Raw genomic sequence first — 17,239 nt, forward strand, 5'->3', positions numbered from 1 at the left:
ATTTCAAATTAAATAATAAAAATAAAACTTATTCCAAAGAGTGGATGTAATAAGCTGCCAGAATTTCTGATAAAACAATAAATGCAAAGCGGTTGTCCAGCTGATAGATGTCTGGTTTGGAAAAATCTGTCAGATTTGAAGGCAGAAGCAGAACCTCGGTCGAAGTTTGTTTGAATTTGGAATTTCTATTCATTGTGATGAGGACAATCTTTGCCCCAGTTTCCTTGGCTTGCTCAAAAATTTCCTCATAAAGATCCGTATTTCCAGAAACGGTAAAGATGATTAATAGTGTATCTTGATCAAGTACGCGCGATAGGTAAAATATTTTGGTACGGCTGGTGATGGCTTCGACATATTTATCTTGATACAAGAGAGAATAGACAAATTGTTCAGCAGCTAAACCAGAACTACCAATCCCTAAAACTCGTGTTGTTTTAGCCTCGCGTATCATTTGCGCAATGCTGGTCAGTTGTTTTTCCGACAAACAGCTACGAATCAAATTCAGACGTTGCTTATACTCACCAATGATGGATTCTGAAAGCAGTTCTTCTCTTGAGCTCTGAACAAGTTCAGTTTTTTCACTCATATATCTTTCTAAAGCATTTTTTAAGTCCGGTAAACCACGATATTGTAGTTTCTTTACAACACGGATAATCGCAGAAGGTGAAACCTCAAGATCCTTGGCAGCCTCCTGAATAGATCGGTCAATAAGTACCTCTGGTTTTCTCATTAATTCGCCTGTTATTTTACGATCGGTCTTTGTCAACTCAGTATAGTGGATAGATACTCTTTCTTTAAATGACATAGAACTCCTCTCTTTGTTTATTAATAATTTCGGATAAACCAACTCTAGATATTCAGTTATGAGTTCTCTAAATAGTAGTGTACTAAAAAAATTATCATAAGACAATTGAAGCTAAAAAATAAAATTGAAAGAAAAGAATAAGTGCATGAAAAGAATACTTTTGTTATAATATTTTCAGTTAATAAGGACGAGGTAAAAAGGATGAGTAAAGAAAGAGCAATATTTGCGGGTGGTTGCTTTTGGTGCATGGTGCAACCTTTCGAGGAACAAACAGGGATTCTTGCTGTGACAAGTGGTTATACAGGCGGTCATGTTGATAATCCAACTTATGAGCAAGTTTGCAATCATCAGACAGGGCATACTGAGGCAGTGGAGATTATCTTTGATAATGAAAAAATCACTTACAAAGATTTAGTGGAACTTTACTGGGAGCAGACCGATCCAACCGATATGTTTGGGCAATTTGAGGATCGTGGCGATAATTATCGTCCAGTTATTTTCTATACTGCTGACTCACAGAGAGAAGTCGCTGAAAAGTCAAAAGAAGCACTTCAAAATTCTGGACGTTTTGATCAGCCTATTGTTACCACAATAGAACCCGCACAAAAGTTCTGGCCGGCAGAGGATTATCATCAAGGATTTTATAAAACAAATCCTGAGCGTTATGCTTTGTCCAGCCGCTTACGTCATAAGTTTTTGGAGGAAAACTGGAAATGAGACAGCCTTTTTATACTTATTTGATGCGCCATCGGGCGCCAGTTGAGGTGGATGATGTCACGCGTTTGGCTAATCTTGCCTTTGCAGATACACAGTTTCCCAAACAATCGAAAGACTTTGATGAAGTCTCCACATATCTGGAAACCTATGCCCCTTTTTACTTTAACTTGGGACTTTTTGACGATATCTGGGCAATGTACCTAGAAGCCTAAAAATGGAGGAAAACACAATGAAAATGGCACACACTTGTTACCGCGTCAAAGACTTGGATGCTTCAATCAAGTTTTATCAAGAAGCTTTCGGCTTTGAGGAAAAACGTCGTCGTGACTTTTTAGAATATGAATTTACTTTAGTTTATCTGACTTTACCTGGTGATGACTACGAATTAGAATTGACTTATAATTACAATCATGAAGCGTATGATTTGGGTAATGGCTATGGACATATTGCTATTTCGGTTGATAATTTGGAAGAACTGCATACAAAACAAAAACAAGCAGGATTTGAAGTGACAGAACTTAAAGGCCTTCCTAACTCCGACACACGTTATTACTTCATCATTGATCCAGATGGTTATAAGGTTGAAGTGATTGCAGAGTAAATAAAAAAGAATAAAAAGACTGAATTATTTCAGTCTTTTTTTGATTTCCGATTGAATATAGCAACTACATTTTTCAAGCTTAAAGTATGTCTGATTTTTTTTGGAAACAAAATATAGATGAAAAATAGAAGGAACTTATTATGTTAGACTGATAAAAGAAAATAGAAAACAAAGGAAGGAGATGAACAAATATTGTTAGGTAAGAAAAAGATTCATATTTGAAAGGAGAGCTATATGAAAATCAAAAAACTTATTGCACTATCAACTTTAGGACTCGCTTTGTTTGGGGCAAGCCAGTTAGCCACTGCTGAAAAAGCTTCTGCTGATGGTGTTTTTGGCGATAGCCTTGAAAAGCTAGAGCGCGCAGTCCGTATCTTACAGAATAATTTTACACGTCATGGACGGCAGGTGGCTTATTCTAGGACTTGGCCAGATGCCGCATGGGGCAAAAAGACCTTAACAGCGGAGTATTATAACTGGGCGGTGTCTCATCAAAGTCATGCCTATGTGTCTGGGGGGAAACGAGAAAAGAGTGGCTGGTATGGTCCTGGTTGGAAAGTTTGGACTTCCTCTACAGGTGATTATTATGGAAAAATGGAGTGGCGATATGAAGCAAGGGGTAATAAGTGGTAAGTAATAATGAATAAAGTCTTAAAGCTTACATTATTGCTTTTATTCTCTTTCGTTAGTGTGATGCTTGCCTATATGCGCTACAATGATATTGAGTCAGATAGGCTTACGCGTTATGTGAGTAAGCCAAGTTATACCCAAATCTATCCTCCTGAGATAGGAGATACTGAGCGCTATGAGACAGATGATGTAAAAATACTTGAGCGGAAAGATTTTATCTCAGTTATAGAGGAAGTATCAAGGGAGTTCAACACTCCTTTTACTGTTCGTTCCCGCTTTATTGGTGCCGACTATGATGGTAAGGGAAATATCTACTATAGTCGACCAATAGCCAGTATCACATACTTTCAAACCGCTTATAAAAAGCAAAGTCAAAAAGAGTTTATGGATCACGGTTCAAAAGTAACGGTGATCAATGAACCGCTAAAAAAAATAACTGATGAAGAGTACCAAGGAGCCGCAGTATTTTTTGAATCAAGTGAGAAAGAAAAAATATTAGAAGCTTTGAGTGAAAAAATAAACCAAAGATTTAATCTGGCAACCAGTTCAAGCAGCTTAACCTCTCAACCTGAATGGTACAATCCCCAGCCTTTAATCACTCGTGGGAACGATATGTATCGTTTTCTCATCAAGATGATTCTTTTTTTCTATTTTATTTTCCTTCTTGTTTGGATGGTCTTGCGCAGTAAGGAGATTGCTATATATGCTCTTAATGGGATGGGGAACTGGGAAATTCTTCTGCGGATTTATATGAAGAGTTTTCTGTTTGTACAGCTTTTTGTAGGGTTATTAAACAGTAGCTTTCTTCTGAAAGCTTTCGATTTTCAATATTTGATAAGTCTCAGCCTGTTGATGGGACTAAGTCTGATTCTGGTAATGCTTGTTATTGGTATCGTGAATCGAGCATCTTTAGTGGCTCAAACTAATAATAAGTCTTTCTTAAAGCGCGTCCACATTTTGGTTTATCTGGTTAAAGTTTATATCTTTGCGGCCAGTGTCTCTACAAGTATGGGGATTATCCTTTTATTAAATAGCAGTTTGGGTTTGATGCATAAGACACCCTTGGACGACTATGGTGTTTTTGCAGGCTGGAATTTAGGTTATTCTGAAGCTAAAGATAGCTCGAGACACACGGAGATATTTAAATATATCGAAAGTAACGGTGGTTTGCACGCAACCAAAAAAATCTTAGGGCATGAGAACCTCAAAGATTATCAAGGGATAGAGGTTAACTCTGCCTATATCGATAAATATTCCGTTAGAGATAGAGAAAACAACCCAATTTACATAGATAAAAGCACTAAAGAAGCTGTTATACTTGTCAACGAACGCTATAAAAGTAAAGTAGAGGAGATAAAAAAAGCTTATAATGACTTGTTAGAGATGCAGGGCGCCTGGTTTCGAGCAACAGAAATCAAGGTGTTCTTGATGAAAGATAAACAAAGTATGCCTATATTTGAAGGGGAAGCAGGCGGTGTTTATTCCAATGGTAAAAAACAAGAACTTGTAGCAGATATAATTGAGGTGCATACGGTAAATAACGCTGGGGTTAATACTTATAGTAATATGTTTTACGGAAATAATACCCTAGGCGTTTTGATTCCAATAAAAGAGAACATAGAAAAAACGTATTTAGAGATACTGCCAAGTTTGAAGAAAGACTTAGTAGCTGCAAGTTTTGTTTCCTTTGTTCCTACATCAAAAATTGCAGAAATTGAGGTCAAACGTTTTATTGGTGAACCGATAACATGGGTATTTATGAATGTTTTAGCTTTTGTGCTTTTTATCCTGATGATTTTATCCACAACGGTAATCTATTTTAAGGTAAATAATAAGAAGTTAGTACTTAGACGGGTGCAAGGCATTTCATATTTTAGAACATATAAAATACTGTTTATCCTCATTGTTATTCAAAATTTGATTTTCTTAGTTCACTCCACGCTACGCGGACATGAACTAGTGATTGTTGAAGCTTACGTACTCTATGCTTTGATTGAGCTATTTTTAGTCTTCCACCTCCTTACCCGTATTGAAAAGAAAGAACTGGTCACCACCTTGAAAGGAGCATAAAAACACATGATAGAACTGCAAGAAGTGAGTAAAAAGTTTGGGAAACATCAGATTTTTGAAAATTTTTCCCTCAGTATTCCAGCTCAGAAAATGACAGCGATACTCGGAAGAAGTGGTGCCGGAAAGTCTACGCTTCTTAATCTTATCGGACTGATTGAAGGCGCAGATTCTGGGAGGTTATATATATCAGGGAAAAAAGCACCTAAGATAAACAGCAAAGAAGCGTTACTTATGCGGCGCAACCTGATAGCATTTCTTTTTCAAAACTTTGCCTTGATTGAAGATGAGAGCATTGAGCGAAATCTCAATATCTCTCTAGTGTATGAGAAAATAAAAGGCAAAGAAAAGCGACGTAGGATGAGAGAGATTTTAAATCAAGTAGGTATTGCTCATAAGCTAAGCGAAAAAGTATACGCTTTGTCTGGTGGGGAAAAACAGCGTGTAGCTCTGGCGCGTGCTTTGTTGAAACGCAGTAAGATTATCTTGGCTGATGAGCCGACCGGTTCTTTAGACGGACAAAATAGAGTTTTGATACTGGGATTGTTACGCCAAGAAGTAGAAAAGGGAAAAACAGTCATCATTGTCACGCATGACCCAGCTGTTGTTGCGGCATGTGACGAATCTATTGAAATATAGAGACTTGACAAAAGCATCCATATTTGATAGACTATTTAAGTATGTTTTTAGCATATAGGCGTGGAAGATAGAATAGTCTATCATCATACCACATCACGAAAACAATATTATAAGGAGAAATTTATCGTGGCTAAACAAGTAGAAAAACTCGTTAAATTGCAAATTCCTGCCGGTAAAGCAACACCAGCTCCACCAGTTGGTCCAGCTTTGGGTCAAGCAGGTATCAACATCATGGGATTCACTAAAGAATTCAACGCGCGTACAGCTGACCAAGCTGGTATGCTCATCCCAGTTGTAATCTCAGTATATGAAGATAAATCATTTACATTCATTACAAAAACTCCTCCAGCAGCAGTTCTTTTGAAAAAAGCAGCTAAAGTTGAAAAAGGTTCAGGTGAACCTAACAAAGTTAAAGTTGCAACTGTAACAAAAGCACAAGTTGAAGAAATTGCAAACACTAAGATGGCTGACCTTAACGCTGGTTCACTTGAAGCAGCAATGTCAATGATCGAAGGTACTGCGAAATCTATGGGATTTGTAGTAGAAGGTTAATTCTTAATTAATCATCGCTCATTTTCCACACAAGTGGAAGGCTGTTATAATAACAGACAACCGATATTACCACAAGGAGAAATATAGAAATGGCTAAAAAAAGCAAATCAATGCGCGCTGCTATCGAAAAAGTAGACGCAACTAAACTTTACAGCGTTGAAGAAGCAGTAGCACTCGCTAAAGAAGCTTCAATCGCAAAATTTGATGCATCTGTAGAAGTTGCATACAACCTTAACATCGACACTAAAAAATCTGACCAACAAATCCGTGGAGCAATGGTATTGCCAAACGGTACTGGTAAAACTGCTCGTGTTCTTGTTTTCGCTCGTGGCGAAAAAGCTAAAGAAGCAGAAGCAGCTGGTGCAGACTTCGTTGGTGCTGATGAACTTGTAACTAAAATCAACGGTGGTTGGTTGGACTTCGATGTTGTAATCGCAACACCTGACATGATGGCTGTTGTAGGTCGTCTTGGACGTGTCCTTGGCCCACGTAACCTCATGCCAAACCCTAAAACTGGTACTGTAACAATGGACGTAACTAAAGCTATTGAAGAATCAAAAGCTGGTAAAGTTAACTACCGTGCTGATAAAGCTGGTAACATCCACGTACCAATCGGCAAAGTTTCATTCGACAACGAAAAACTTATCGAAAACTTCAAAGCTATCAATGCCGTAGTTGTTGCTGCTAAACCAGCTACAGCTAAAGGTACTTACATCACAAACCTTTCAGTTACTACAACTATGGGTGCTGGTGTTAAAGTTGATACAACAAGCTTCTAAGTTAAAAATTAAAAAAGTCTCCTTAGGGAGCTTTTTTTGTATATTGAAAGAAACATTTATGTAATTTAAAGTAATTTGAATTAGAAAAATAATCTTTTTCATGTTACAATGGTAATATGAAACGAATAACCCTACTGATAGGCTTTATAGCAGCCGTTTGGATAATTATTTATATCGGAACAGTATTTGAATTCCCCTTGATAAGTTTACAAATAATTTCATTACTATTACTTTTTACGACTTTTCACTTGGTAAAACTCGACGGAACTCGTGTATGGCCCTATTTACTCATTATCGATATTTTCTTGGTGTTTTTCCTCTTTACCTTTTATAATTCTCGTTATTTTTTCACATATATCCAATATGATAGCGATGTGACTGAAATTTTAATTATCGCTGGATCATTTGTTATCTCCCAAATTTTAGGAATCTTTTGGGGCAGTCAATTTTATATTCATCCGAATAAAAAGTAGTGAATCATTCTTCACTACTTTTTTCTGAAAGTTTTTCTAAAATTTCATTGATTTTATCAACCTTAGGTTGAGCAAGGGCCTGAAATTCATTTACCTTTCTTTGAATTTCTTGTCCGGTAAGCTCAGCCTTTTTTGCTTCAATTTTTACATTTTCTAAGTTTGCTTTGACCTCATCTATTTCTTTGCTTAACCGTGAAAAGATTTCTGAGACGTCATTGATGAATTCTTTCATAAGATTTCCTCCGCAATTGCATTAAGATCATAAGTATGTGCTGTGAAAGCAGCAGAGAAACCATCATCTTCAGCATAACGTGGAATGAGGTGTACATGAGTGTGGAAGACAGTTTGCCCAGCTATTTCCTCGTTGTTTTGTAGGATATTTATCCCTTTGGCGTCTAGAGAATCCACAAGTTTATTGGCGATTTCAGGAATTTTAGAGAAAAGCTGAGAGGCTTGCTCGGGTTCCATTGCTAATAAATTTCGTGTATGTGTTTTAGGTACAACTAAAGTATGCCCTTTTGTGGTCTGTGTGATATCAAGAAAGGCTACCAAGTTATCATCTTCGTAGATTTTCGTACTTGGAATTTCACCAGCAATTATTTTACAAAAGATACAATTATCCATAAGAAATCTCCCTGTCCATTTGTAGAGTCTCAAAAGTTGAGCACTACTTTGTTATAAGTAAATTATAACAAATTCTTCTGTTTTTGCTTAGTGTAACTTGTTAAGAAATTTTTTTAGAAAGCGTTAAGACAAATAAATAGTTTTTAATGTTTAAAATTGGTATTATCATGGTAAGAAAAACAAAATAGGAGGTAAAGTCATGAAAAAAATTACAAACCAATTATTGCTTTTCATCCTCATGTTGGGGAGCATTTTGAATCTTACCCCATTGGTGAGTGCTGAAACAAAGTCTCCAAGTGCAATACAATTTGTAGATCAAGTTGTTCTAAGTAATAACAATGGACCAATCAGCTCAAATAAAATAAGCGATGCTTCTTTGGTCAACGCTACCTATACGCTTAGTATTCCAAACGGTACAGTCATTGATACGGCGCAAACGTACTCAATGCCATTACCACAGGAATTAAAGTACACAGGAACTGCTCCAATTTTTCTGACTAAAGAAGATGGTACATTGTTAGGTTCAGTGACTATCCAAAATAATATGCTTAATATTGTTTTTGAGCCCGTCATCAACAATCTATCTAACCGTACATTATTTTTTAACTTTTGGTCTGGATTTAATAAAAATACTTTAAATTATGATATGGGGAATGATTTAGCCTTTCCGACAAAAAATAATTTAAATAATAGTATTCACGTTAATTTTTCAAAAAGTAGCTCAGGTGAAGGTTCAGGTAACAGTGCAATTGCCAAAACATTGCACTATGAAGCAAATAATATAGTATCTTGGACTATAACCATAAACAATGGTGGTTATGAAGTTTCCGATGCGAATTTTGTTGATACGATGGGCAACACACAGGATTATATACTGGGTTCGACCAGTATACATTATAGAAACTATAAAAATACTGTTATTAAAACAGAGTCAACGGATTTGGTTTTTAATCCCAATGCAGATGGGAGTCAATCCACCTCCTTAAATCTTGGACATCTCCGTGGTGACACAGAAGCATCTCTCACCGAACCAAATTCAGTGGTCATACATTATCAGACAAAATTAAAATCTAATCCTCTCAATAATAAATATCCTAATCAAGCTTTTTCCTATGACGGGACAACTCTAATTGATAGTGCACTTTCTACTGCAACCTATCACGGTCAAAGTGGGGGAGGAACAGGCGACGTTGCCGGTGATGTGCACATCAAATATGTTGACGAATTAGGAAATGACCTTATGGATAATATTGTGCTCAAAGGAAGTATCGGACAAACTTATACTTCTGAGCAAAAAGAATTTGAAGGATATACTTTCAAAGAAGTACAAGGTAATCCCATAGGAGCCTTTACGAATCAGGAGCAAACAATCACTTATATTTATACTAAAATACCTGTCAAGGTGGCTGGTGATGTGATTGTTCAATATGTTGACGAATCAGGTAAAAAACTTTCTAATGACGAGAAGCTAACTGGAAAAGTCGGAGAAACTTATACTTCAGAACAAAAAGCATTTGAAGGATACACCCTCAAAGAAGTACAAGGTAATTCCACAGGGACTTTCACAGACCAGGAAGAAACTATTACTTATGTTTATACTAAATTACCAGTAAAAGGTGAAACAGTAACTGTAAAATACACAGGCGATGATGGTAAAAAAATAGCAGAAGATACAGTTCTTACAGGCAACATTGGTGAAAAATATGTTTCGACACCGAAAGAACTCTCAGGTTATAGTATAAAAGGTGTTCAAGGAAATCCCAAAGGTGTGTTTACTCATGCCAAACAAGAAGTAAAATACTTGTATACTAAAAATCAAGCGCATCAAATTAATCTCCCAGCTACAGGAGAAGATAACGGAAAATTTTTGACAATCATTGGTGCCATTCTCTTATTTTTAATAGGAGGAGTGATATTCTTTGTAAAAAAGATTAATAAGTATAAGTAATCTTTAATAATATTACTCACCACAAAATATAAAATAGATTAAAAATCTTAAAAAAATCAAATATATGTTATAATAATTTTTAATAAATTATAAATGAGGAGAACTTCAGCATGGATGGGTATATTTTTGATTTTGATGGGACATTAGCAAATTCGGGAAGCACGGGTATATTGGCAACAAGAGCCGCTTTTCAACAGTTTAACTTAAGTATTCCCTCAGAAGAGAGGATTAACTACTACACAGGGATTCCTATCGAAAAATCTTTTAAAAAAATGGCTGCAGATCATATATTTGAGGAGGAAGAATTTGAGGCACTGTTAAGTGCTTTTCGAGAGTACTATAAGGTTTATGAGCAAGAAAATCTCACTCTTTTTCCTCACATCAAAGAAGTCCTTCAAAACCTGTACCATTCCGGTAAGAGGCTTTACGTGGTTTCAAGTAAGCATTCTACAGCTTTAAAGAGAAATTTAGAATTTCTTGAGATTGCTTCTTATTTTGAAGGTGTGATTGGTTCAGACCAAGTTAAAAATTATAAACCTGCGCCAGATGGGGTGCTCTACATTGTGAAGCAGTATGGTTTAAGTACAAAGCAAACAGTAATGATTGGTGATGCCATTTTCGATATACAGATGGGGAAAGCTGCAGGGGTACAGACATGTGCTGTAACTTGGGGTGCACACGATGCAACCGAGTTAGCAGCACAGCAACCTAACTTTCTGATTGAGCAAGTGGACGAGTTGTTGAACCTTTAAACGGAAGTGTATTGAATAAAGCTTTTGAGTTTGTGAAATTTAGGAAATGAATTTTATGATTTATAAAAAATATGGGGAAGTTTTTAAAAAATTACGTATCCAACATAAACTTTCTTTGCGTGATTTTGAGCGCATTGGTTTATCAAAGTCAACGATATCTTCCTTTGAAAATGGAAAAACACTGATTTCATTTGATAAACTAGATCTTGCTTTACAGGAAATGCATACAACATTCAGATCCTACATGCTGATGCTCAACAATGATGAAGAAGATTATTGGTTGAATCAGTTTAAAAAAATAGAGTACGCTTATTTTAACAAGAATTTATATTTGTTAGAACATATATATGTAGAAAATAATGCCTATGATTTAGAAGAAAATAAGGTTATAGCACTTTCTGCTAAAGCTTGTTATAGCCATTTATCGCCGCTTGAAGTTTCTTATATTGAGACGAAACTAAAAAGTTACTATATTTGGCATAGTTATGAACTCTATATTTTGGTGAATACCTTAGATGAAATCGACCCTATTTTACTGCAAGATATTGTTTGGCGAATCCTTTCACAAAATAAATACTATTTGAAAGAAATAACCGAATTTAGAAACCTGCTTATTCGTGTTGTCATTCGAGCGACACTTGCAATGATACGTCAAAGCTATAAGGATTATTCAGAACGTTTTCTCAAAGCACTTGAGGAATTGACAATAGTCTTTGACACCTATATTCGAATATCGACCCTCTTTGTAAAAGGTTGTTGGATTTACGCATTTGATAATCAAATTACGGGGAAAAAACTCATTGCGCGTGCTTTAAAAATATTATCCGAGATTGGAGCCTTAGAGCTGCGGGAAGTTTTCCAAAAAGATTTTGAGAAAATATGCAATAAATCAAGTGCATGAATGATAAGTAAGTTTTTTATATTGTCCTCATTTTTGAACGACTAAAATTGAGAAAAAGAGTTGCGTTAGAGGAAAGCAAAAGAAGGAGTGATATGATAAAATTAACTTATACTAAATTCGAATAGAAATGGAGATATTAACGTGGCACTAAAAATAAATAACGTGACTGGAGGCTACTTTGGCAATCCGGTTCTTGAAGATGTAAGCTTTGAGATAGGAAACGGAGAGTTAGTTGGTCTCATCGGCCTCAATGGTGCAGGTAAATCAACAACTATTCAAGAAATTATGGGCTTGCTCACACCTTACTCTGGCCAGATTGAATTAGATGGAATTACGCTCCAAGAAGATCTTGAAGGCTATCGCAAAAAGATTGGTTTTATTCCAGAAACACCAAGTTTGTATGAAGAACTTACCCTTCGTGAGCATATCGAGCTTACAGCATTAGCTTATGGGGTTCCTGTAGAAGAAGCAATGCCTCGGGCAGAAAATCTCTTGAAAACCTTCCGTTTAGAAGATAAGTTAGACTGGTTCCCGGTCAATTTTTCTAAAGGTATGAAGCAAAAGGTAATGATTATTTGTGCCTTTTTGACGGACCCAAGTCTTTACATTATTGATGAACCATTTTTAGGTTTGGATCCTTTAGCGATTCAAGATTTAATCACACTTATGCTTTCCATGCGTGATGCTGGAGCTTCCATTTTGATGAGTACGCACATTCTCTCAACAGCGGAGAAATTCTGTGACAAATTTGTCATTCTCCATGAAGGGAGGGTGTTAATTGCGGGGAGTATGGAAGATTTACGTGCTAAATTTGGCAAGGAAGACGCCAGCCTCGATGAGATTTATTTAGAATTGACGAAAGGTGTAAATACCCATGAATAGCTTATTTGAAGAACGCCGCAAAGTATACTATCGGCAAAATCTCAAATATTTGCGTTATGTTTTTAATGATCATTTTGTCCTCTTTTTGATGATTTTATTGGGTGCTTTAGCCGTACAGTATGCTCAATTTTTACAAGCTCACAGTTTAACTACTGTTGGAAAAGTTGGTTTAGTCCTTTTAATCACAATTTTAAGCCAGATTTTTGGAAGATTGGCAAGCTTTGTGGAACCTGCGGATAAAGTGTTTCTCCTACCACAAGAGAAAGGAGTGCGCAAACACTTACTTTTGTCTTACCTTCGTTCGCTTGTCTTCCCTGCGCTTATTAGTCTTATTTTAGTTGGGATTGTGGCACCACTTTTAAAATGGTCATTCCTTTATCTCTTACTATGGTTTTCTCTTTTAGTCTTGTTAAAAGCAGCAGGTTTAGGCCTTCGCTTACGTCAACTTATGCCCAATGGCATTATTTATTGGGAGAGACTTATTGCCTATGAAGAAAACCGCAAAACGAATACTTTACGTTTCTTTGCCCTTTTTACCAATGTCAAAGGTCTGAAAACTCAAAGTCACCGCCGAAAATATTTAGATTTTCTCCTGCCTAAGACATTACGCACCTATGAATACCTCTTTAGTCGTGCCTTTTTACGTTCAGGAGATTATCTTTCTCTGACTCTACGTTTAATCGCCTTGGCTGTACTTGCCTTGACTTTCATTGGCAACCCGTTACTTGCTGTTATTTTGGCATCGGTCTTTAATTACTTATTACTTTTTCAACTTTTTGCTCTACAAGATTCTTTTGAATATCAAATTTTGACGCGGATTTATCCACTCCGTCACTCTTCAAAATTTACAGCCCTTAAGGATGTCCTCTCACGTATCATGCTTTTTGTAACCGTTGTAGAAGTTATTTTTGGCTTGATTTTTCTGCAAGCACGCCTTTATCTGATTCTCCTTTTACTGGTAAATTTCCTGTTAGTAAAATTTTATATAAAGATGCGCTTGAAAGGCAAATAAAAAAACAGCTTAAGCTGTTTTTTTATTTTGCAATGATCTTTGTTCCGTGGACGAAATGTGTACCTGTTAAGCTTGCATATTCTTCATAGTTACCCACAGTTACTCCGCCACCGATAATAATAGTAATTCTTCCTTTTGCATATTTAACAAGATCTGCAATTTTTTCGGTATTGAGTGGCTTGTCGAGACTGTCACCATGCATAAGAATTTTTTCTACACCAGCTTCGACCAGTGTGTCAATGGCTGCATGTTGGTCTTCAATCTCATCAAAGGCCATGTGGAAGGTTACAGGAAGCCCTTGAGAGGCGACCATGAGTGTTTCAAGAGCTTCCACGTCTATTTGATTGTCTTCTGTTAGAGCTCCTAAAACAAGGTTTTGTGCGCCAGCTTCAATAGCCTTGAGAATATCATTTTCCATAATCTTTAACTCATAAGAATTATAGACAAAATTGCCTCCACGTGGGCGGATGATAACGGCTAGAGTAGTTTTTTGGTCTCCGATAAATTCAGCAGCTTGCTGAATAACACCATAGCTCGGTGTTGTTCCACCGACAGCAAGGTTATCACAAAGTTCAATACGTTCCACACCTGCAGCGATTGCTTTAGGAATTTCGGTAAAATTTTCAACACAAAGTTCACGAATAATCATTGGCTTCTTTATTTCCTTTTCTGACTTTTTCTATATTATAACAAAAAAAGCAACGTTACTGTTTTTAACGATTAGCTATGTGATGTTATCGCAGGTATAGCTACGGAAACTATTACATAAATAAAAGAGAGCACTAGAAATTTATAGGCGTAGAATAGAGTCTCTTTTGTGATTTTAATATCGTCATTCCACGATCTACTTTGAGATTAGGAATGTGATAAAAGGTTACAATAGAGTATTAAAAGCAGTATAGAAGGTGAGAGGTATAGGTGGTACATAGTTAAAGGGCTTTTGTGTAATTTGAGTGTTTTGTGAGATAATAGTACTAATTAGGGAGATTGAAAATGAATAAACAAAATCAAGAAACTACGTTTAAACAAAGCCTAAAAAATACGAGTATCGTAGTTGCTATTATCATGCTTCTAAGATTGATTAAGAAACTTATTTTTAAGTTTCAAGAAACAAAAGAATTTTTTAATGAAATACTATTTTCTAATTCTCCTTTTTTATATGGAACGATTGTTGTCTGTACTGTAATTCTTGCATGGGCTCTTGTTTCACTCTTAGGTGCCTTGGTATACTATTTTTATAAAAAAGTAAAAGGTAAATAGTAATAGTATAAATTGTAAACGTGGCCAATACGCGCAATTATTAATTTGATTATCGTATCTTTCACTCTTTAACTATTTTTTAATTAAGTATTTTTTTATCGAAAAAGGATATAATTAACACAGAAAAGGACTGACATTGAAAATAGAAAGAATAAAATTAGCGACTAAATTTACTATGGGTATGTTTATATTAATTCTGGTAACCATGATAATAACTTATGTAATTAATCCTAATTTAGAAAATTTATTAAATGGAGTAAGCACAAATGTTCCAGAAACATCAAACTCTAATCAGGGACTAAATCAAATTTTATCCTATGTTATAAATAATGGAGTGAGGGTTCCATTTCAAATGTTCATCCTATCATTGATTCCAATAGGCTATTTATATTTAACAAATGCTATTATTACATCTATTTTAACGGGTATCTTATTCGGGGCTTTATTTCGTTACTCAATAGCCAAATCAATTGCTTTTTTATGCTCTGCTTTCCCTTATGAAAACGTGAAAGCAATACTAACCACAATAGGGGGATTAAATTGTAATGAGTTGCTTCCTTATATAGACTGGAATTTGATTAAACAAAATCCCAAAATGTTCATTGGTTATTCTGATACAACAAGTCTACATAATGCAATACGAGCCAAGACAGGTCTTGTGACGTATTATGGCCCTTCTTATTCATCTTTTAAAATGGATGAACTTCAAGAGTTTCAGACCCAAAGCTGGATAAAAGCTATGAAAAATAAAAATTATAAATTAGAACCTAGTGATTTATGGACAAGCGACTTGTGGTTTGATAAATCTATAACTAGATCCCCCCAAAAAACAAAATGGAAAATCTATAATCATGGAGAGGTAAAGGGAGTTATTACGGGTGGGAATATACAAACCTATAACCTCCAAGCTGGGACAAAATTTTTACCTGAAGTTGAGTCTCCAATTTTATTTTTAGAACTTTCAGAAGGCGGAATACCTCTAGAATTTTCAAGATATTTGGCACAAATATTAGAAATTCATACTGATGTATCTGGTTTAGTCATTGGTCGTTTTCCTACAGATACTGAGATTTCTGAAGAGATTCTTTACTATATTTTGGATAAATTTCCTATTTTAAAGACTATTCCCGTAATTTATGATGTTGATTTTGGCCATACACAACCAATATTTACCTTCCCTCTGGGAGGAATAGCTGAAATTTCTACTGACCCTATGGTCATTCAAATATCACAGGGATAATAAAAAGACTGCATATCCTAGATTTACAGCTCCTTGCTTGAAAAAAATTAGTTATATTTTTTACTATATTTTAGTTGAACTTTATTGAAAGCTATTTATTATCTATTTAAGTAAGAAGTAGGATTAGATATTGATTTATGAGAGGAGTTACATGTTGTTTCAGTTGTATGTTAAAATAGGTCTATGTTAAAAAAAATCGAAAAAGCCTATATGTACTTAGAACAAAACTTAGAAAGCCTAAGCTGTCCTTTATGCCATACTTCCTTTTCTTTGGGACCCTATGCACTGCGTTGTGAGAATAAGCACACCTTTAACTTGAATAAAAAGGGGTATATTAACTTTTTACAAACAAAAGCAGATACGCAACACTATACAAAGAAGATGTTTGAGCCGAGACGTCGCTTAATCGCCGCTGGAATGTACGCACCTGTACTTAAGGAAATTGAAACAGCCCTTTTGCCTGGTAATTTGTTGGATGTTGGGACAGGGGAAGGTAAGTTTTTGGAGTTGTTGTCTTACCAAGGGAACAAATTTGGCTTTGATATTGCCAAAGATGGTATTGAAATGGCGACAGATTTGCCCTTTTCAGCTTTTCTAAGTTTGGCAGATTTAACAAGATTGCCTTTTGCTGATGGTTCAATTTCGAGTGTTTTAAATATTTTTACACCTTCAAACTATAAAGAGTTTAACCGTGTGTTACAGTCAGGGGGAAATATCATCAAGATTGTACCTGACAGATATTATCTTCAAGAGCTACGTAAAGTCTATGGTTTTCCAGTTAACTATGACAATACAGAGGTTATTCAACGCTTTAAGCAGGAATATCCTAATGCCGTGGAAAAAGAACTTCATTATAATTTTGAAATTCCTGAGGAATTACGTTTAGATTTTCTGGAAATGAGTCCTTTAGAGTGGGCAGTATCCACTGAGATAAAAACAATAGCGAGAAAAAATCCCCCAATGCAAGCAACTATCCATGTGCAAGTTTTGGTAGGGCAAAAATAAAAAACCTCCAGCAGAGGTTTTTTTCGTTAGAAAATAAAATTTATTATTTCATGAGTAGATGTACAATCTTTTTAATTCCCTTTTTACAAACAAGGAAAACGATAAAACCAACAACAAGAGCAGCTGGCACAGCAACTAAACTACTTGTGATTGTAATAAAAATATAGACCATCATAGCCATGATTACTGAAAAGCTAGCGACATTAAGAAAGAAAGTCAGCTCATGGACACGTTTTGTCAGATGACTTTCTTGTGCATGTAGCTCATCATATGAGTAGTATTCTTGCTTCTCATAGAAATCGTTTAAATTTTTTAATTCCATAGTTTTTTCCTAAGTTTTCCTGATAATTAA

The 17,239-nt window shown here is 35.6% G+C and carries 22 protein-coding genes; 17 read left to right on the plus strand and 5 right to left on the minus strand.

Annotation, left to right across the window (positions count from 1 at the left end):
* Window positions 1–28: 28 nt before the first annotated feature.
* Window positions 29–805 carry a MurR/RpiR family transcriptional regulator gene (locus tag VNN39_RS04715; protein ID WP_017368642.1) on the minus strand — a complete coding sequence of 259 codons (777 nt, stop codon included), beginning with the start codon at window positions 803–805 and terminating at the stop codon, window positions 29–31.
* A gap of 201 nt (window positions 806–1,006) precedes the next feature.
* Here VNN39_RS04715 and msrA point away from each other — a divergent pair, with 201 nt between their 5' ends.
* From msrA to VNN39_RS04760, 9 genes are all read left to right on the plus strand, one after another.
* Window positions 1,007–1,522: a peptide-methionine (S)-S-oxide reductase MsrA gene (gene msrA, locus VNN39_RS04720; RefSeq protein WP_019292236.1), complete on the plus strand. Its 516-nt coding sequence runs from the start codon at window positions 1,007–1,009 to the stop codon at window positions 1,520–1,522.
* The gene (locus VNN39_RS04725; RefSeq protein WP_003133330.1) at window positions 1,519–1,734 is read left to right on the plus strand and encodes a YozE family protein; all 216 of its coding nucleotides are present in this window, start codon (window positions 1,519–1,521) and stop codon (window positions 1,732–1,734) included. Before msrA ends, VNN39_RS04725 begins: the two co-directional genes overlap by 4 nt.
* 17 nt (window positions 1,735–1,751) lie before the next feature.
* Window positions 1,752–2,123: a VOC family protein gene (locus VNN39_RS04730; protein WP_003133332.1), complete on the plus strand. Its 372-nt coding sequence runs from the start codon at window positions 1,752–1,754 to the stop codon at window positions 2,121–2,123.
* A 234-nt stretch (window positions 2,124–2,357) separates the two neighbouring features.
* A complete protein-coding gene (locus tag VNN39_RS04735; protein ID WP_165713499.1) occupies window positions 2,358–2,756 on the plus strand; it encodes a hypothetical protein in 399 nt (132 codons plus the stop codon).
* A 6-nt stretch (window positions 2,757–2,762) separates the two neighbouring features.
* Window positions 2,763–4,823: a DUF1430 domain-containing protein gene (locus VNN39_RS04740; protein WP_338998017.1), complete on the plus strand. Its 2,061-nt coding sequence runs from the start codon at window positions 2,763–2,765 to the stop codon at window positions 4,821–4,823.
* 6 nt (window positions 4,824–4,829) lie between these two features.
* Entirely contained in the window at window positions 4,830–5,459 is a 630-nt protein-coding gene (locus tag VNN39_RS04745; RefSeq protein ID WP_165711937.1) for an ABC transporter ATP-binding protein, read from the plus strand.
* Between the two features lie 126 nt (window positions 5,460–5,585).
* A complete protein-coding gene (rplK, locus tag VNN39_RS04750) occupies window positions 5,586–6,011 on the plus strand; it encodes a 50S ribosomal protein L11 (RefSeq protein WP_003133340.1) in 426 nt (141 codons plus the stop codon).
* Between the two features lie 89 nt (window positions 6,012–6,100).
* Window positions 6,101–6,790 (plus strand): 50S ribosomal protein L1, encoded by a 690-nt coding sequence (gene rplA / locus VNN39_RS04755; protein WP_003133341.1) that lies wholly within the window; start codon window positions 6,101–6,103, stop codon window positions 6,788–6,790.
* Between the two features lie 116 nt (window positions 6,791–6,906).
* Window positions 6,907–7,263: a hypothetical protein gene (locus VNN39_RS04760; RefSeq protein WP_017368636.1), complete on the plus strand. Its 357-nt coding sequence runs from the start codon at window positions 6,907–6,909 to the stop codon at window positions 7,261–7,263.
* A gap of 4 nt (window positions 7,264–7,267) precedes the next feature.
* Here the strand turns inward: VNN39_RS04760 and VNN39_RS04765 are convergent, their stop codons facing one another.
* A complete protein-coding gene (locus VNN39_RS04765) occupies window positions 7,268–7,495 on the minus strand; it encodes a hypothetical protein (protein WP_096369065.1) in 228 nt (75 codons plus the stop codon).
* Complete coding sequence (locus VNN39_RS04770; protein ID WP_017368634.1) at window positions 7,492–7,887, minus strand: HIT family protein; 396 nt, start codon at window positions 7,885–7,887, stop codon at window positions 7,492–7,494. Before VNN39_RS04770 ends, VNN39_RS04765 begins: the two co-directional genes overlap by 4 nt.
* A 199-nt stretch (window positions 7,888–8,086) precedes the next feature.
* On the opposite strand from VNN39_RS04770, the gene VNN39_RS04775 reads away from it, so the two are divergent.
* The 5 genes from VNN39_RS04775 (at window position 8,087) to VNN39_RS04795 (ending at window position 13,382) form a co-directional block, all read left to right on the plus strand.
* Window positions 8,087–9,835, plus strand: coding sequence for a MucBP domain-containing protein (locus VNN39_RS04775; protein ID WP_338998019.1), 1,749 nt, complete (start codon window positions 8,087–8,089; stop codon window positions 9,833–9,835).
* A 110-nt stretch (window positions 9,836–9,945) separates the two neighbouring features.
* Window positions 9,946–10,587, plus strand: a complete 642-nt coding sequence (locus VNN39_RS04780) for an HAD family hydrolase (protein WP_270232058.1) — start codon at window positions 9,946–9,948, stop codon at window positions 10,585–10,587.
* 55 nt (window positions 10,588–10,642) lie between these two features.
* Window positions 10,643–11,488, plus strand: a complete 846-nt coding sequence (locus tag VNN39_RS04785) for an Rgg/GadR/MutR family transcriptional regulator (protein WP_165711941.1) — start codon at window positions 10,643–10,645, stop codon at window positions 11,486–11,488.
* 141 nt (window positions 11,489–11,629) lie between these two features.
* Entirely contained in the window at window positions 11,630–12,370 is a 741-nt protein-coding gene (locus VNN39_RS04790; protein ID WP_165713495.1) for an ABC transporter ATP-binding protein, read from the plus strand.
* Entirely contained in the window at window positions 12,363–13,382 is a 1,020-nt protein-coding gene (locus VNN39_RS04795) for an ABC transporter permease (protein WP_338998025.1), read from the plus strand. The genes VNN39_RS04790 and VNN39_RS04795 overlap by 8 nt, the downstream gene beginning before the upstream one ends.
* Window positions 13,383–13,404: 22 nt before the next feature.
* Here VNN39_RS04795 and VNN39_RS04800 read toward each other — a convergent pair whose 3' ends face one another.
* Window positions 13,405–14,031 (minus strand): copper homeostasis protein CutC, encoded by a 627-nt coding sequence (locus tag VNN39_RS04800; protein ID WP_338998027.1) that lies wholly within the window; start codon window positions 14,029–14,031, stop codon window positions 13,405–13,407.
* 344 nt (window positions 14,032–14,375) lie between these two features.
* Here VNN39_RS04800 and VNN39_RS04805 point away from each other — a divergent pair, with 344 nt between their 5' ends.
* The 3 genes from VNN39_RS04805 (at window position 14,376) to VNN39_RS04815 (ending at window position 16,887) form a co-directional block, all read left to right on the plus strand.
* Window positions 14,376–14,642: a hypothetical protein gene (locus VNN39_RS04805; RefSeq protein ID WP_338998029.1), complete on the plus strand. Its 267-nt coding sequence runs from the start codon at window positions 14,376–14,378 to the stop codon at window positions 14,640–14,642.
* 136 nt (window positions 14,643–14,778) lie between these two features.
* Window positions 14,779–15,882, plus strand: coding sequence for a S66 peptidase family protein (locus VNN39_RS04810; protein WP_338998031.1), 1,104 nt, complete (start codon window positions 14,779–14,781; stop codon window positions 15,880–15,882).
* A 183-nt stretch (window positions 15,883–16,065) separates the two neighbouring features.
* Window positions 16,066–16,887: a putative RNA methyltransferase gene (locus VNN39_RS04815; RefSeq protein ID WP_338998033.1), complete on the plus strand. Its 822-nt coding sequence runs from the start codon at window positions 16,066–16,068 to the stop codon at window positions 16,885–16,887.
* A 43-nt stretch (window positions 16,888–16,930) separates the two neighbouring features.
* Here VNN39_RS04815 and VNN39_RS04820 read toward each other — a convergent pair whose 3' ends face one another.
* Window positions 16,931–17,209: a DUF3270 domain-containing protein gene (locus VNN39_RS04820; protein ID WP_017368623.1), complete on the minus strand. Its 279-nt coding sequence runs from the start codon at window positions 17,207–17,209 to the stop codon at window positions 16,931–16,933.
* Window positions 17,210–17,239 lie beyond the last annotated feature (30 nt).

This window comes from Lactococcus formosensis (assembly GCF_037892375.1).
Lineage (GTDB): Bacteria > Bacillota > Bacilli > Lactobacillales > Streptococcaceae > Lactococcus > Lactococcus formosensis.

What these genes read in the sequence shown, in the direction of transcription:
- VNN39_RS04765 (WP_096369065.1), bottom strand. Translation starts at nt 7,495, where the DNA reads ATGAAAGAATTCATCAATGACGTCTCAGAAATCTTTTCACGGTTAAGC.
- VNN39_RS04780 (WP_270232058.1), top strand. Translation starts at nt 9,946, where the DNA reads ATGGATGGGTATATTTTTGATTTTGATGGGACATTAGCAAATTCGGGA.
- VNN39_RS04745 (WP_165711937.1), top strand. Translation starts at nt 4,830, where the DNA reads ATGATAGAACTGCAAGAAGTGAGTAAAAAGTTTGGGAAACATCAGATT.
- VNN39_RS04800 (WP_338998027.1), bottom strand. Translation starts at nt 14,031, where the DNA reads ATGATTATTCGTGAACTTTGTGTTGAAAATTTTACCGAAATTCCTAAA.
- VNN39_RS04740 (WP_338998017.1), top strand. Translation starts at nt 2,763, where the DNA reads ATGAATAAAGTCTTAAAGCTTACATTATTGCTTTTATTCTCTTTCGTT.
- VNN39_RS04760 (WP_017368636.1), top strand. Translation starts at nt 6,907, where the DNA reads ATGAAACGAATAACCCTACTGATAGGCTTTATAGCAGCCGTTTGGATA.
- VNN39_RS04815 (WP_338998033.1), top strand. Translation starts at nt 16,066, where the DNA reads ATGTTAAAAAAAATCGAAAAAGCCTATATGTACTTAGAACAAAACTTA.
- VNN39_RS04715 (WP_017368642.1), bottom strand. Translation starts at nt 805, where the DNA reads ATGTCATTTAAAGAAAGAGTATCTATCCACTATACTGAGTTGACAAAG.
- VNN39_RS04725 (WP_003133330.1), top strand. Translation starts at nt 1,519, where the DNA reads ATGAGACAGCCTTTTTATACTTATTTGATGCGCCATCGGGCGCCAGTT.
- rplA (WP_003133341.1), top strand. Translation starts at nt 6,101, where the DNA reads ATGGCTAAAAAAAGCAAATCAATGCGCGCTGCTATCGAAAAAGTAGAC.
- VNN39_RS04735 (WP_165713499.1), top strand. Translation starts at nt 2,358, where the DNA reads ATGAAAATCAAAAAACTTATTGCACTATCAACTTTAGGACTCGCTTTG.
- VNN39_RS04770 (WP_017368634.1), bottom strand. Translation starts at nt 7,887, where the DNA reads ATGGATAATTGTATCTTTTGTAAAATAATTGCTGGTGAAATTCCAAGT.
- VNN39_RS04730 (WP_003133332.1), top strand. Translation starts at nt 1,752, where the DNA reads ATGAAAATGGCACACACTTGTTACCGCGTCAAAGACTTGGATGCTTCA.
- VNN39_RS04795 (WP_338998025.1), top strand. Translation starts at nt 12,363, where the DNA reads ATGAATAGCTTATTTGAAGAACGCCGCAAAGTATACTATCGGCAAAAT.
- VNN39_RS04805 (WP_338998029.1), top strand. Translation starts at nt 14,376, where the DNA reads ATGAATAAACAAAATCAAGAAACTACGTTTAAACAAAGCCTAAAAAAT.
- VNN39_RS04775 (WP_338998019.1), top strand. Translation starts at nt 8,087, where the DNA reads ATGAAAAAAATTACAAACCAATTATTGCTTTTCATCCTCATGTTGGGG.
- VNN39_RS04785 (WP_165711941.1), top strand. Translation starts at nt 10,643, where the DNA reads ATGATTTATAAAAAATATGGGGAAGTTTTTAAAAAATTACGTATCCAA.
- VNN39_RS04820 (WP_017368623.1), bottom strand. Translation starts at nt 17,209, where the DNA reads ATGGAATTAAAAAATTTAAACGATTTCTATGAGAAGCAAGAATACTAC.
- msrA (WP_019292236.1), top strand. Translation starts at nt 1,007, where the DNA reads ATGAGTAAAGAAAGAGCAATATTTGCGGGTGGTTGCTTTTGGTGCATG.